Here is a 14276-nt window from a genome sequence, read left to right as displayed (position 1 = left end):
GGGCGGCGGCTACGCGCCGTCCGCCCCGGCCTCCGTGTCGAAGCACGGTCCGTCGGACGACAGGCCGGTCAGGTCCGCCGCCGTCCGGGCCGGCTCCAGGTGGGGGCCGATCCATTCGCACATCAGGACGGTCGCGTCGTCCTGGAGGCGTCCGTCGTGGTAGTCGAGGACGGCCTGGATGAGACGGCGCAGGGTCTCGGGGACCGGCAGCCCGTCGGCGTGGTGGCGGATGAGGAAGTCCGTGAAGCGGTCGAGGCCGAACTCCCGGTCACCGGCACGGCGCGCCTCGGTGATGCCGTCCGTGTACAGCACGATGCGGTCGCCGGGCTGGAGGTGTTCCCGGCAGACGGTGCCGGGCAGGCCCAGTTCGGTGCCCATGGGGTGGGCCGGACGGCACCTGAGGTGGGTGGTCCAGCGGTTGCCGCGGATGATGATCGGCGGATGGTGGCCGCGGTTGACCCACTCCAGGGTTCCGGTGCGGGTGTCGAGGGTCGCCAGCACGCCGGTGACGTAACGCCGGTGGTCGTACTGCTCCACGAGGGCGGCCTCCACCGCCTCCGCCTTGGCCAGGAGGCCGGCGCCCTGGCGGCGGGCGTTGCGGCACGCTCCCAGCGCGAGCGCCCCCGACAGTCCGGCGGCGGTGTCGTGACCCATGGCGTCGAAGATGGTCAGGTGGACGGCGGATCCGTCGACGGCGTACTCGAAGACATCGCCGCTGATGTCGTAGGCCGGTTCCAGGGCCGCGGAGATGGTCACCCGCCCGTCCGCGTAGGTGCGCGGCGGCAGGAGGTTCCACTGCATCTCGGCGGCCAGGCTCATCGGCCGCGCGCGGGTCAGCCGGGCCAGCGCGTCGCTGGTGCCGCGCTTGCTGACGACGATCAGTGAGACGAGTGCCGCCAGGGACTTCATGTCCTCGCGGGCCTCGGCGTCGTTGTGCTCGGCACTCACCCGCAGCAGGCCGATGCGCTCGGTCCCGTCCAGCAGCGGCACCCACCACTCGAACACGTCACCGCCGGGCGGCGCGGCCGGCAGCACGTCGCCGTACTGGAAGGCCCGCCCGGCCACCGTCCCCTCGACGTGCAGCACCTTCTCGTGCCCCTCGTCCGCCGGCTCGTCGACGGGCAGGAGGCACAGGGTCTGGCGCCGCAGATCGGCGAGGTAGATCAGCACCCGGCGGAAACCGGCGGCACGGGCGCACTCGGCCGCCTTGGCGGGCAGCAGCTCCACGGGCATGAGGTGGCTCGCGTCCAGCAGGTCGGCGAGCATGCGCCGCCCGCCCTCGCCACCGGGCCCGCCCGCGTCCCGCGGTCCACGGGCCTCACTCCCCCCACGGTGACCGCTCCGCTCGCCCTGGCCCCTGTCCGCCATCCGGTCCACCTCCGTTCCGCCGCACTGGACGGCTACCCGCGAAACGGCGTGCGGCACGGACCCGAACGCCGCGACACCCGGCCGACGTACTTCGCCATATGAGGCTTCGGGGGCACGCTTCCGGGTACTTCCATGGTGGAACGACCCGCCGAACGAGGAAACGGAGGCGCGGGGGCCGTGTTGCTGTCGCATTCGCTCGATCACGGAGTACTCGTCATCACGGTCCACCAAGACCCCGGCATCGGCGGGCGCGCCACACTCCTGACGCAGATCAGCGCCCTGGTCGAGGCCTACCGGCCCGCCCCGGTGGTGGTCGTGCTGGACGAGCCGGCCGCGCACGGCGCGGCCGTCAGCGTCGTCCTGCGCGTCCACCGCCTGTGCAGCAGGCTGGGCGTGCTGATGTCGGTCGCCACCGGCAGCGCCCCCACCCGCCGCGTACTGGAGGCGAACGCCGACACCGCCGGGACCCGGCTGGTCATCCACGCCCGTACCGACACCGCCGTCGCCGCCGCCTACGCCGCCGCGGCGTGAGGAGCTCGCCTTCCGTCACGGCATGGTGCTCTGCACGCTGATCAGTTCCGTGACCGCGCGCAGGCCCCCGTGGGCGAGGGCGGCGCGCTGCCGGTCGGCGCCGGTCCCGTCCTGCAGCAGCCGGTGCACCAGGGACGTGACCTGACGGGCGTCCCCGGACGCGTCGAGAGCGGGCGTCACGTACCGCAGGAGTGCGTACAGCATGTCACCGGCGCGCTGCGGTGTGCCGTCCGGGGCGATCAGGGTGTCCTCGAGACCGTGCCGGGCGGCGTGCCACATGGCGGCCTGGAGCAGCTCCGGGGCGACGTCGGGGGCGGGCACCCCGTCCGCCGCCTCGGCCAGGGCGGTCTCCACCAGGGACCGGATGACGGCGGCGAGCAGGACCGCCTCGTCCGCCCGCAGCTGGACGTCCAGGCACCGCACCTCGACGGTGGGATACGTGGACGACAGCCGTGCCTGCCAGTACACCTGACCGGTGTCCGAGATCAGCCCCGCCTCCTGCAGACGCGCCACGCGCCGCTCGTAGTCGCCGGCGTCGTGGAAGTACGGCGGGACCCCGCTGACCGGCCACCGGCTGAAGATCACCGTGCGCCAGCTGGCGAAGCCGGTGTCGTGGCCGTCCCACAGCGGGGAGTTCGCCGACATGGCCGTCAGCGTCGGCAGCCAGGGCCTGATGCGGTTCAGGACCTGCACGCCCGCCTCCCGGCCGGGTACGGCGACGTGCACGTGCGTGCCGTTGACCAGCTGTTCCGCCACGAGCTGCGGCGCCTGCGTCACCATGGCCCGGTACCGGGCCTGGTCGGTGACGGCCACGGGACGGCCGTGCCGCACCGGCGGCGTGCCGCAGACCGCGATCCGGCAGCCGTGTTCCTCGGCGGCCACGCCCACGGCGTGCCGCAGGCGCAGCAGGTGCCCGCCGGCCTCCTCCAGGGTGGCGCACACCGGCGTGGCCACCTCGACCTGCGCCTGGAGCAGCTCGTACTGCACCTCCTGGTCCGCCACGAGACGCCCCAGGCCCGCCGCGGCGCGCACCTTGTCCGCGTGCGGCACCGGCAGGCCCGTGACCGGGTCGACCAGCAGGTACTCCTCTTCCACGCCGATCGTCGTCATCGATCACCCTTTGTTCCGCCCGCCGGGGGTCGGTTCACGCCCGCGGGAGTGACGAGTGCCGCGGCCCTCCACCAGCAAACCATGACAGGTCCGACATCGCCCGCACGAGTGATTGAAGGGGCTGTCCGGATCAATCAGGGCATGACGGACAGTGATTGTGTGAACCGGCAGGGCTAGGTTCCTCCGGGCTGGGCACTCCCCGCCGCGCCCGTCAGGAAAACCCGCTGCTGCCGATGAGGACTTGATGGCGACACACACCGAACCCGTTGCGCCGGTACCCGCGGCGGAGCGCCGCGGCAGGGGTCAGGTGATCGTCTCCTGGATGACGACCACCGACCACAAGAAGATCGGGCACCTCTACCTGATCACGTCGTTCCTGTTCTTCCTCATCGCCGGGGCCCTGGCGATGGCCATCCGTGCGGAACTGGCCCGTCCGGGGCTGCAGATCCTCTCCAACGAGCAGTACAACCAGGCGTTCACGATGCACGGCACGATCATGCTGTTGCTGTTCGCGACGCCCACCTTCGCCGGTTTCGCCAACGCGATCATGCCGCTGCAGATCGGCTCGCCCGACGTGGCGTTCCCGCGGCTGAACATGCTCTCGTACTGGCTGTTCCTGTTCGGCGGCCTGATCGTGCTCGCCAGCTTCCTCACCCCGCAGGGCGCCGCGGACTTCGGCTGGACCGCGTACACCCCGCTCAGCGGCGGTGAGCGCACCACCCACATCGGCGGCGACCTGTGGATCATGGGGCTGGCCCTGTCCGGCTTCGGCACCATCCTCGGCTCGGTCAACTTCATCACCACCATCATCTGCATGCGCGCCCCGGGCATGACGATGTTCCGGATGCCGATCTTCACCTGGAACGTCCTGCTCACCTCGGTGCTGGTGCTGCTGGCCTTCCCGGTGCTGGCCGCCGCGCTGCTGGTGCTGGAGGCGGACCGGCGCTTCGGCGCCCAGGTGTTCAACCCCGAGAACGGCGGTGCGGTCCTGTGGCAGCACCTGTTCTGGTTCTTCGGCCACCCCGAGGTGTACATCCTGGCGCTGCCGTTCTTCGGCGTGATCAGCGAGATCATCCCCGTCTTCGCCCGCAAGCCGATCTTCGGCTACACCGGCCTGATCGGCGCCACCATCGCCATCGCCGGTCTGTCGGTGACGGTGTGGGCGCACCACATGTTCGCCACGGGGGCGGTGCTGCTGCCGTTCTTCGCCTTCATGACGTACCTGATCGCCGTGCCGACGGGCGTGAAGTTCTTCAACTGGATCGGCACGATGTGGAAGGGCTCGCTGTCCTTCGAGCCGCCCATGCTGTGGGCGGCGGGCTTCCTGGTCACCTTCCTCTTCGGCGGACTGACCGGTGTCATCCTGGGCTCCCCGCCGCTGGACTGGCACGTCACCGACAGCTACTTCGTGGTCGCCCACTTCCACTACGTGCTGTTCGGCACGATCGTCTTCGCGATGTTCGGCGGGTTCAGCTTCTGGTGGCCCAAGATGACGGGCACGATGCTGAACGAGCGTCTGGAGAAGGTGCACTTCTGGACGCTGTTCGTGGGCTTCCACACCACGTTCCTGGTGCAGCACTGGCTGGGCGCCGAGGGCATGCCCCGCCGCTACGCGGACTACCTGGCCGCCGACGGCTTCACCGCGCTCAACACCGTCTCCTCGATCGGCGCCTTCCTGCTGGGCCTGTCGACCCTGCCCTTCCTCTACAACGTGTGGCGCACGGCGCAGAAGGGCGAGCGGGTGGAGGTCGACGACCCCTGGGGGTACGGGCGTTCCCTGGAATGGGCCACCTCCTGCCCGCCGCCCCGCCACAACTTCCTGACCATGCCCAAGGTCCGCTCCGAGTCCCCCGCGTTCGACCTGCGCCACCCGGACGTCGCCAGCCTGGACCAGGCGGAGAACACCGGGCGGCGGGACGTGGTGGAGCCCGAGGGGCACAAGGGCGACCGGCCGTGACCCGGGGCGGCCACGACGCGCTGGACGGGGAGCGGCCCGGCGCACTGGCCGCGGAGGCCGAGGGCTACCTCCTCGCCCACGCCCACCACGAGCAGATCCGGCGGGAGGCCGCCGAACTCCGCGCGCGCCTGCCGTGGCTGACGACGTCCCAGGCCGAGGAGCTCACCGGTCACTACGTCCGGCTGCGTCTGGACGTCAGCCGTCAGCTGCTGCTGGGCACGGTCCGCCGGGCCGAGCAACTGCGCGCCGAGTACGAGGACCGCTACGCCGCCTTGCGCCGCGTGCTGCTGCGCCGTCACGCGGCGGCCGCCTGCGCGGTCCTCGCGTGCGGCGCCGGGGTGAGCTCGCTGGCCGGGGTACTCCCCCGTTGATCCGGCCGCGCCGCACGGTGGTGCACAAGGGAAAGCCGGGCGAGAAAGAGGGGTGAGGTGATCGTGAGCCGGATCCTGGTGACCGGTTCCGCGGACGGGCTCGGCCGGGCGGCGGCGGACACGCTGCTGACCGCCGGGCACGACGTGGTCGTGCACGCCCGCGACCGGGAGCGTGCCGGGGACCTCGACGCGCTCGTCGCGCGGGGGGCCCGGCTCGTCGTCGGGGACTTCACCGACCGGGACGCCGTACGGCGCATCGCCGGCGAGCTCGACGGGTCGCCGCCGCTCGACGCGGTGATCCACAACGCCGGGGTGTGGCGGGGGCCGGCGGTCATGCCGGTGAACGTCGTCGCGCCGTATCTGCTGACGGCCCTGCTGCGCGGGGTGGGCCGGCTGGTGTATCTGAGCAGCGGCTCGCACTTCGGCGGCCGTCCCGTCCTGGACGGGGTGGACTGGCGGGGCCGGAGCGCGGGGTCGTACGCCGACAGCAAGCTGTTCGTCACCACGCTGGCGGCCGCCGTGGCCCGTCTGCGTCCCGGGGTGCCGAGCAACGCGGTGGATCCCGGCTGGGTGCCCACCCGGATGGGCGGGCCGGACGCCCCGGACGACCTCGAACTGGGCCATCGCACCCAGGAGTGGCTGGCGGTGAGCGACGAGCCCGCGGCCCTCACGAGCGGCGGTTACTGGTACCACGGCGAGCGGCGGGAGCCGCACGCCGCGGTCCACGACCACGCGTTCCAGGACCACTTGGTGCGGACGCTGGCCGAGGAGACGGGCACCGCGCTCTGACGCGGCCCGTCAGGCCGGTGGCCGGGCGTCGTCGAGGGCTTCGTAGTCGAACCAGTCGAAGCGGACGGTGCCGGCCGCGGCGTACATGCCGATGACGCGGCCGGTGAAGCCTCCCGCGACCTCCGTGGACAGGTAGCGGCCGTCGAGAGCGGCGAGTTCCGTGTACGTGCCCCGCGCGTCCTCCACGCCGAGGGAGACGGTGTCCGGTCCCTGGCGCGGGTCGGTCACCCGCCGGGTGGCGGCCGTCTCGACCCTGAGCACGACGGGGCCGCCGGGCGCCGGCCGGGACGCCACCACCGAGCGCAGCGGTCCGACACGGGCGTGCACCCGCACCTCGTCCGGCGCCACCTCGATCTCGTAGTGGTGCTCCTCGTCGAGGCGGACGGCCAGGCCGCCGCGCCCCTCTCCCGGGTCGGCCAGCACCCGCGCGCGGCAGGACGGGTGCTGCTGGCGCCGGCCGACGAACACGGCCTCCGGGTCGTCGAGGGAGGCACCGCGGGCGCGCAGGGTGAGCCAGCCGGCCCGTTCCCCGGTGGTGCAGTGCTCCACGGGACGGGACCGGAGCGAGATCCACTGGGGGGCCAGTGCGCCGCCGTCGAAGTCGTCCCGGACCGGCGGGGCCGCGGGCGGGTGCAGCGGCCACGGGGGGCGGGGCATCACGGGTGGGACCTCGCCGACGAGCGGCCAGCCGTCCGACCAGGTCACCGGTGCCAGGAAGGTCTCGCGGCCGAGGACGTGCCAGCCGGGCGTGCCTCCGTGCGGCCGGACCCCGAGCAGGACCATCCACCAGGATCCGTCCGGACCCTGGACGAGGTCGGCGTGGCCGGTGTTCTGGACGGGGTGGTCGGTGCCGCGGTGGGTCAGCACCGGGTTGGCCGGGCAGGGCTCGAACGGTCCCTGCGGGGAACGGCCCCGGGCGACCGAGACGCCGTGGCCGCGCTCGGTGCCGCCCTCGGCGATGAGCAGGTACCAGTAGTCGCCGATGTGGTGGAGGTGCGGGGCCTCGGGCGCCTTGGCCCCGGGCGTCCCGGACCAGACGGGCCGCCCCTCGCCGAGCGTCTTCCCCGTCGCGGGGTCGAGGGCGACCTGGGCGACTCCGGCGGTGGTGCACCAGCAGGTGCCGTCCTCGTCCCACGCCAGGTCCGGGTCGATGCCGTGCACGTCGGGCAGCGGCAGGGGATCGGACCAGGGGCCGGCCGGGTCGGTGGCCGTGAAGAGCAGGTTCCCGTCGCCGCTCACGTTGGTGACGATCAGCCAGAAACGGCCGTCGTGGTGGCGCAGGGTCGGCGCGTAGATGCCGCCGGACGCGGGGGTGCCGGGCGGCAGGCGCAGTTGCCCGGGCCGGTCGAGCGCGTTGCCGATCTGGGTCCAGTGCACCAGGTCCCGGCTGTGGAAGACGGGGACGCCGGGGAAGTACTCGAAGCTGGAGCACGCCAGGTAGTAGTCGTCGCCCGCCCGGCAGACGCTCGGGTCCGGATGGAAGCCGGGGATCACGGGGTTGGTGACGGCGGTGTCCGCCTCGGGCTTGCTGGGCACCCTCATCGGGTCCTTCCGCTGAAGACGGGCGTCGAGACGTTCGGATGTGCCGCGCGGCAGTTCCGGCGAGGCTAGCGATGATCGCCCGGAGGGGTCAACGGGCCCGCCGCCGCGCGGCGGTCGTCACAGCGCGTCGGCCGGGCGGTCCCCAGGCGATGTCAGGCGCGCCCGTCCGTCAGCAGCAGCCGGGCCGTCTCCCCCGCCTGGACGCCGATCGCCCGGTCGGGCAGTTCGACGTCGATCGGGGGCAGGTCGGACGGGGGTACGGCGATCTCCAGCTCTCCGCTGGTCAGCCGCAGCCGGATGCCCCAGTGCCCCTGGTAGGCGATGGAGAAGCCGTACGACGACAGCTCCGGCAGCGGCACCGGGTCCAGCCAGAGGGCGCCGGCGCGGGTCTCCAGGCCGGTCAGTCCGCGCTGGACCAGGTCGAGAGTGCCGGCCATCGCGCCCAGGTGGATGCCCTCGCCGGTGGTGCCGCCCTGGAGGTCGGCGATGTCACCGCGCAGGGCCTCCTGGCAGAACGTCCACGCCTCCGCCCGCCGGCACCGGGCCAGGACCCATCCGTGCACCAGGCCGCTGAGGGTGGAGCCGTGGCTGGTGCGCGCGAGGTAGTGGTCGACGGTGCGCCGCCAGGTCTCCTCGTCCAGCCGGTACCCCAGGCGCCGGAACAGCTTCCGCAGTTCGGCCGGGGAGAAGAGGTAGCCGAGCATCAGCACGTCGGCCTGCTTGGAGGCCTTGTAGCGGTTGACGGTGTCGCCCTCGGCCTCCAGGATCCGGTCCAGGCGGCGGATGTCGTCGTAGCGCTTGCGGTAGTCGGCCCAGTCGAGTTCCGCGAGGTCGCCGTAGCCCTCGAACTGGCTGATGACCCCGTCGTGGAAGGGCACGTGCAGGGTGCGCGAGACCTCCTCCCAGCGGTCCGGTTCGCCGGCGTCCAGGGCGATGCGCTCGACCAGTTCGCGGCGGCGCGGTGCGGGCAGGGTGTGCAGCACGTCCAGGGCGCGGGTGAGCACCCAGGCCGCCATGACGTTGGTGTAGGCGTTGTCGTCCAGGCCGGGCCGCTCGGCGCCCGGGTAGGCCTCGTGATACTCGTCGGGGCCGACGACGCCCCGGATGCGGTGCCGCCCCAGGGCCGTGTCCCAGGTCGCCGAGTCGGCCCAGAAGCGGGCGATCTGCAGCAGCATCTCGGCGCCCTTGGTGTGCAGGAACTCGGCGTCGGCGCCGGCCTCGCAGTACTGCCACACGTTGTAGGCGATCGCCGAGCCGACGTGGTGCTGCAGGTGGGTGTGGTCGGGCAGCCAGCGGCCCGAGCGGGGGTTGAGGTGCAGTTGCTGGGTCTCCTCGCGCCCGTCGCTGCCGCTCTGCCACGGATACAGCGCGCCGCGCCGGCCGATGGCCCGCGCGGCGGCGCAGGCCCGTTCCAGCCGCCGGTGGCGGTAGCGGAGCAGGGCGCGGGACACCTCGGGGAAGTGCAGGTTCAGGTACGGCAGGACGAACAGCTCGTCCCAGAACACGTGCCCGCGGTACGCCTCGCCGTGCAGGCCGCGGGCCGGGACACCGACGTCCAGGTCGGCGGTGTGCGGGGAGAGGGTCTGCAGCACGTGGAAGAGGTGCAGGCGCAGGATGTGGCCGGGTTCACCGGGCACGTCGATCTCGGCCCGGCGCCACAGCTGGGCCCAGGCGGTGCGGTGGGAGGCGAGCAGCCGGTCGAACGCCGGTGCCGCGGCCACCCGGTCCAGGGCGGCCTGCAGCGGGTCGCTGATCGCCGGGTCCCGTGACGTGTGCAGGGCGACGGTCTTGTCGACGGTGGCGGTGCGGCCGGGGACCAGCGACAGCGTGAGGCGCTGCACGGCGCGCCCGGGCTCGTGGGGGTCCGTGACGGGCTCGGCGGCGGTGAGCCGGGCGGCCATGCCGACGCGGATGTCCGAGGTGCGGGTCCGGCAGCGCAGCCACACCGTGTCCGGCCCCACGGTGCCCGTGTGCACATGGGTCAGGTGACGGCCGTCCAGTGCGCGGTAGCGGGGCACTCCCGCGTTGGTGACCGTGCCGTCGAGCGCGGCCTCGACGTCCAGCCGACCGGTGTAGCCCTCGGTGGTGAACTCGCTGCGCAGCGACGCGAGATGGGGGTCCGCCATGTGCACGAGCCGCTGCTGGCGCACCGCGAGGACCCGTCCGGCGCCGAGGGAGAAGCGGGTGTGCCGCTCCAGGACGCCCGACTCCAGGTGCAGGGTCTGGCGGTGGTCCAGGACGGTCGCCGTGTCCGGGGAGAGCCAGGGCCCGCCCGGGAGCCGGAAGCGGAGCGGCAGCCAGTTGGGCAGGTTGACCAGGTCCTCGTTCTCGACGCGGCGCGCGGCGACCTCGGAGACCAGACGGTTGTAGACGCCGGCCGCGTAGGTGCCCGGGTAGTGGACCTCGTCGGCCGCGCACTCGGGCAGCGCGCCGCGCGTGGCGAAGCAGCCGTTGCCCAGGGTGCACAGCGACTCCCGCAGCCGTTCCTCGGCGGGGTGGTATCCCTCGTACTGCCAGATCCGGTCCGTCACGGGCCGTATCCTCCTAGACGCGCTGCGGAACGACGGCGACCGGGCACTCGGCGTGGTGCAGCAGCGTGTGGGCCACCCTGCCGAGCTGCAGCCCGAAGTGGCCCTGCCGGCGCCGTGCCCCCACGATCACCAGGTCGGCCGCGGCCGAACGGTGCACGAGCACCTTGCCCGCCGGGCCCTCGACCGTCGCGCGGCGCACCCGGACGCCGGGGTGTTCGGCCACGGCGTCGCCGAGCAGGACGTCGAGTGCGGCGCGGGCCCGCTCCTCGTGGTCGCGCCCGGACGCCTCGGCGAGCGCCGCCTCGTCGGCGGTCTCGAGCGCGGGGCAGCGCCAGGCCCGGACGACGTCGAGGACGCAGCCGCGTACCTCGGCCTCGCGGAAGGCGAAGCGCACCGCCTCCCCGGCGGTGGCGGGGTCACCGGCGCCCAGCAGGATCCGCTCGTGGATGCCCGCCAGACCGGCGCGGTCGCCGCGCACCACGACGACCGGGCAGTGCGCGCGGGCCGCTACGGCCAGCCCGACGGAGCCGAGCAGCAGTCCCGTCAGCTCGCCGCGGCCCCGCGAGCCGGTGACCAGGGCGGTGGCGTTGTTTCCCTCGTGCAGCAGCGCTTCCGCCGCGTCGGCCAGGAGGACGTCGGTGGTCACCTTCACGTCGGGGTTGCGCCGCCCGGCGCGCTCCGCCGCGGAGGCGACGATGTGGTCGGCCATCGCCCGGCCCGTGGGGCGGGCCAGGCCGACCGACGGGGCGAGGCCTTCGTACCGCTCCCACAGGGAACCGTGGACGAGCCGCAGCGCAAGACCGTGCCGAGCGGCCTCGTCGACCGCCCAGTCGACCGCCGGCAGGCAGCCGTCCGACCCGTCGACGCCCACGATCAGGGGCAGTTCGGTCGTCATCGTTCCCACCGCCTCGTGTTCGGGCAGTCCGGGGATCCGGGTCCCCGGATCCATTCCACCGTCGCACCCGGGGGCGGCCGCGCGCGAGGGGCGGTTCGGCCCCGGGCCGGGGCCGTTCGGCCCGTGGTGCGCGAGGGGCACCGGACGGAGGCTGGAGTCAGCGGCTCCCGGGCCGGGTGTCCGGGACGCCGCGGGCGCACCACGCGCCCGCCGCCCGGCGCGGCCCGGGCGGAGCGGCGGAAGGGAGCCGGAGCCATGACCTCCACCACCAACCTCACTGCAGGTCTCGCGTCCGGGCACCGCGAGCGGCTCATGAGCGTCGCCCGCGAGGTGTCCTTCGACGCGGGCACCCGCCTGTTCGAGGAAGGCCTGCGCGCCGACCGGTTCTGGATCGTGCGCACCGGGACGGTCCTGCTCGACCTGCGCGTCCCGGGCCGGCGGGCCGCCGTCGTGGAGTCCCTGGGCCACGGCGAGCTGGTCGGCTGGTCGTGGCACTTCCCGCCGTACGTCTGGCACCTGGGCGCGCAGGCGGCGACCCCCGTGCGGGCCTACGAGTTCGACGCCCGGGCCGTGCGGGACATGTGCGCCGGGGACCCCGAGTTCGGCCGTGCGGTCGCGCAGTGGGTCGGCCGGGTCATCGCCGACCGGCTGCACGCCTCGCGGGTGCGGCTGCTCGACCTGTACGCGCCCTACGGCAGTGGGAGCCGGATCTGAGCGGTGACAACGGCGGCGACGGGTAGGGGTCCGCGGTGCCGGTCAGACCGTGATGCGGCGTCCCGTGACGGCGACGGGCTCGATGCGCAGCCACAGCTCGCGGGGGCCGCCCGCCCAGGGCGTGCTGTACGCCTGTTCGTCGAGCCGGGCCGCCTCGTCCCGGTCCGTCACGGTGCTCGCGGGGCCCCGCACCAGGACGCTCCAGCCCTCGCTGAACGCCTCGTCGATACGATCGACCTCGAAGGCGACCTGGTGGCCGTCCGCCTCCGCCGGCGTCGTGCCCGGCCCGGTGCGGAAGACGACCGCGCCGTCGACGACCTGGTAGTTGACCGGTACGACGAGCGGCCCGGAGTCCGCGGGGACGGCGAGCCGTCCCACTCCGTGGGAGGCGAGCAGCGCGCGGCACTCCGCCTCGGTCAGCTCCGTGAACCGCGGTGTGCGGGCGGCGCGGCCGAGGCCGGCCGGCAGTTCGGTGTCGCCACCGGTCAGGTGCCACACCGTGGTCCTCAGCGCGCCGGCCAGCCGCAGCAGGGTGCCCGCGCCCGGGTCGGCCGTGGGCCGCTCCTCCAGGTACTGCAGGTAGGCCGGTGCCATGCCGGCGCGCGCGGCCGTCTCCTGCCGGGACAGCCCGAGCTCCGTGCGCCGCTGGGTGATCCGCCGCCCCAGGTCGCCCCGGGTGCGGCCGCCCACGGCGTGCGGCGAGGTCCCTTCCGTCATGCCCGTCACCTCTTCCTCGTCAGGCCGCCCGGTAGGGGACGACGTCCTCGTGCCGTTCCTCGCCCAGCACGACCTTGAGCGCGCCGGTGTCGGCGGCCCGGGCGAAGACGTCGTACGCCTCCTCCATCCGGGCCGCCGGGAAGGTGTGCGTGACCAGCTGCCCGGTGGGCAGGCGGCCGGCGGCCGCCATCCGGAGCAGGGTCGGGGTCGAGTAGGTGTCCACCAGGCCGGTGGTGAGGGTGACGTTCTTGATCCACAGGTCTTCCAGGTGCAGGGTCGCGGGCTTGCCGTGCACGCCGACGTTGGCGACGTGCCCGCCGGGCCGCACCATGCGGGTGCACAGCTCGAAGGTCTCCGGGACGCCGACCGCCTCGACGACCACGTCCGCGCCCAGCCCGTCGGTGAGGTCGGCGATCAGCTGCTCGGGCTCCTCCCGGGCGTCCGCCACGGCGTCGGCGCCGAGCTGCCTGGCCGCGTCCAGCCGCGGTGCGGCCAGGTCGACGGCGACGATCCGCTCCGGGGCGAACAGCCGGGCCGTGGCGACGGCCGCGAGACCGATGGGGCCGGCGCCGACGACGGCGACGGTGTCCCCGGGGCGCACCCGCCCGTTGAGAACGCCGACCTCGTAGGCCGTGGGGAAGATGTCGGCGAGCAGCACGGCGTCCCTGCTGTCGAGGGAGGCCGGCAGCGGGTGCAGCGAGAGGTCGGCGAACGGCACGCGGACGTACTCGGCCTGGGTGCCGTCGATGAGGTGGCCGAGGATCCAGCCTCCGCCGCCGCGGCACTGGCCGTACATGCCCTCGCGGCAGAACCGGCAGCGGCCGCAGGCGGTGATGCAGGAGACCAGCACCCGGTCGCCCGGACGCACCGTGCGCACGTCGCCGCCGACGTCGACGATCTCGCCGACCGCCTCGTGGCCGAGCACCGTGCCGGGGCGTACCCCGGGGACGTCGCCCTTGAGGATGTGCAGGTCCGTTCCGCAGATGGTGACGGCGTCGACCCGGACGATCGCGTCGGTCGCCTCCTTGACGCCGGGGTCCGGGACGTCCTGCCAGGCGGACTGTCCGAGGCCGTGGAAGACGTAGCCCTTCATGGCGTTCCCACCTTCCTGGCGTGGGCGATGTGCCCTGTCTTGCCGCAGTTCCAGCTTCGCGCGGATCGGGGGGACGTGCTTGGGCCGGACGGCCCTGTCCCGGTCCGGCGGGTGCCGCGCGGCCGACGGGCGCGGCCCGTCCGCCGAGGACAGGTCCTTCGGGCCCTGCCGGGCATGGGCCGACAGGCCCTACCGCAGGCAGCGTTCCGCAGGCTTTGCTCGGACCATGTCCCAGATCATCAGCGGGCCGCCCCGCCCGGTGGACAGTGCGGCCCGCGTCGTGACGGTGAGCGGCGAGATCGACCTGCGCACCGCGCAGGCACTGCGGGAACGGCTCGATCCGCTGACCGCCGGGCCGTGCCCCGACCTGGTGCTGGACCTGCGTGCCGTGTCCTTCATCGACTGCGCGGGGCTGGGGGTGCTGTGCCGGGCACGCAACCGCGTGCTCGCACGGCACGGCCGGCTGCGCCTGGCCGGCGCCGGCACCTTCCTGCGGCGTGTGCTGCGGCACGCCGGCCTGGCCGGGGCGTTCGAGATCCTGCCCGACGCACCCGCCGCCGCGGCCGGCCCGCCGACCGCGACCACGAATCCCGACGCGACGACCTGACAGCGCCCCGTCACCCGACGACCCGACGCGTCCGTCCCGCGTACGCGGCGG

The 14276-nt window shown here is 73.8% G+C and carries 13 protein-coding genes; 6 read left to right on the top strand and 7 right to left on the bottom strand.

Features of this window, described 5'->3' with window-relative positions; all coding sequences use genetic code 11:
* Nucleotides 1-9 precede the first annotated feature (9 nt).
* A complete protein-coding gene (locus ACF07N_RS02505) occupies nucleotides 10-1266 on the bottom strand; it encodes a PP2C family protein-serine/threonine phosphatase (protein WP_392107375.1) in 1257 nt (418 codons plus the stop codon).
* 282 nt (nucleotides 1267-1548) lie between these two features.
* Between ACF07N_RS02505 and ACF07N_RS02500 the strand changes: the two genes are divergently transcribed.
* Nucleotides 1549-1899 (top strand): hypothetical protein, encoded by a 351-nt coding sequence (locus ACF07N_RS02500; protein ID WP_392108749.1) that lies wholly within the window; start codon nucleotides 1549-1551, stop codon nucleotides 1897-1899.
* 15 nt (nucleotides 1900-1914) lie between these two features.
* On the opposite strand, the gene ACF07N_RS02495 is transcribed toward ACF07N_RS02500, so the two are convergent.
* A complete protein-coding gene (locus ACF07N_RS02495) occupies nucleotides 1915-3009 on the bottom strand; it encodes a glutamate--cysteine ligase (RefSeq protein WP_392107372.1) in 1095 nt (364 codons plus the stop codon).
* A gap of 322 nt (nucleotides 3010-3331) precedes the next feature.
* On the opposite strand from ACF07N_RS02495, the gene ctaD reads away from it, so the two are divergent.
* The 3 genes from ctaD (at nucleotide 3332) to ACF07N_RS02480 (ending at nucleotide 6126) form a co-directional block, all read left to right on the top strand.
* Nucleotides 3332-4966: a cytochrome c oxidase subunit I gene (ctaD, locus tag ACF07N_RS02490; protein WP_392107369.1), complete on the top strand. Its 1635-nt coding sequence runs from the start codon at nucleotides 3332-3334 to the stop codon at nucleotides 4964-4966.
* Complete coding sequence (locus ACF07N_RS02485; protein ID WP_392107366.1) at nucleotides 4963-5337, top strand: hypothetical protein; 375 nt, start codon at nucleotides 4963-4965, stop codon at nucleotides 5335-5337. Before ctaD ends, ACF07N_RS02485 begins: the two co-directional genes overlap by 4 nt.
* A gap of 63 nt (nucleotides 5338-5400) precedes the next feature.
* Nucleotides 5401-6126 (top strand): SDR family NAD(P)-dependent oxidoreductase, encoded by a 726-nt coding sequence (locus ACF07N_RS02480; RefSeq protein ID WP_383329384.1) that lies wholly within the window; start codon nucleotides 5401-5403, stop codon nucleotides 6124-6126.
* Between the two features lie 9 nt (nucleotides 6127-6135).
* Here the strand turns inward: ACF07N_RS02480 and ACF07N_RS02475 are convergent, their stop codons facing one another.
* The 3 genes from ACF07N_RS02475 to ACF07N_RS02465 all read right to left on the bottom strand — a co-directional run bounded on the left by ACF07N_RS02475 (nucleotide 6136) and on the right by ACF07N_RS02465 (nucleotide 11094).
* Complete coding sequence (locus ACF07N_RS02475; RefSeq protein ID WP_392107363.1) at nucleotides 6136-7668, bottom strand: glycoside hydrolase family 43 protein; 1533 nt, start codon at nucleotides 7666-7668, stop codon at nucleotides 6136-6138.
* Between the two features lie 152 nt (nucleotides 7669-7820).
* Complete coding sequence (locus ACF07N_RS02470) at nucleotides 7821-10199, bottom strand: glycoside hydrolase family 65 protein (protein WP_392107360.1); 2379 nt, start codon at nucleotides 10197-10199, stop codon at nucleotides 7821-7823.
* Nucleotides 10200-10212: 13 nt separating this feature from the next.
* A complete protein-coding gene (locus ACF07N_RS02465; RefSeq protein ID WP_392107357.1) occupies nucleotides 10213-11094 on the bottom strand; it encodes a universal stress protein in 882 nt (293 codons plus the stop codon).
* A gap of 255 nt (nucleotides 11095-11349) precedes the next feature.
* On the opposite strand from ACF07N_RS02465, the gene ACF07N_RS02460 reads away from it, so the two are divergent.
* Nucleotides 11350-11808 (top strand): cyclic nucleotide-binding domain-containing protein, encoded by a 459-nt coding sequence (locus ACF07N_RS02460; RefSeq protein WP_392107354.1) that lies wholly within the window; start codon nucleotides 11350-11352, stop codon nucleotides 11806-11808.
* Between the two features lie 42 nt (nucleotides 11809-11850).
* Here ACF07N_RS02460 and ACF07N_RS02455 read toward each other — a convergent pair whose 3' ends face one another.
* Together ACF07N_RS02455 and ACF07N_RS02450 are read right to left on the bottom strand one after the other, a co-directional pair.
* Nucleotides 11851-12525, bottom strand: coding sequence for a helix-turn-helix domain-containing protein (locus ACF07N_RS02455; protein WP_383329369.1), 675 nt, complete (start codon nucleotides 12523-12525; stop codon nucleotides 11851-11853).
* Nucleotides 12526-12544: 19 nt separating this feature from the next.
* Nucleotides 12545-13618, bottom strand: coding sequence for a zinc-dependent alcohol dehydrogenase family protein (locus tag ACF07N_RS02450; protein WP_392107351.1), 1074 nt, complete (start codon nucleotides 13616-13618; stop codon nucleotides 12545-12547).
* A gap of 226 nt (nucleotides 13619-13844) precedes the next feature.
* On the opposite strand from ACF07N_RS02450, the gene ACF07N_RS02445 reads away from it, so the two are divergent.
* A complete protein-coding gene (locus ACF07N_RS02445) occupies nucleotides 13845-14225 on the top strand; it encodes an STAS domain-containing protein (RefSeq protein WP_392107348.1) in 381 nt (126 codons plus the stop codon).
* The last annotated feature ends 51 nt before the right edge of the window (nucleotides 14226-14276 follow it).

Origin of the sequence: Streptomyces sp. NPDC015242 (genome assembly GCF_043079125.1) — a bacterium.
Classification (GTDB): domain Bacteria; phylum Actinomycetota; class Actinomycetes; order Streptomycetales; family Streptomycetaceae; genus Streptomyces.
Note: the sequence above shows the minus strand (reverse complement) of the source record. Positions and strands in the feature narration are given on the sequence as shown.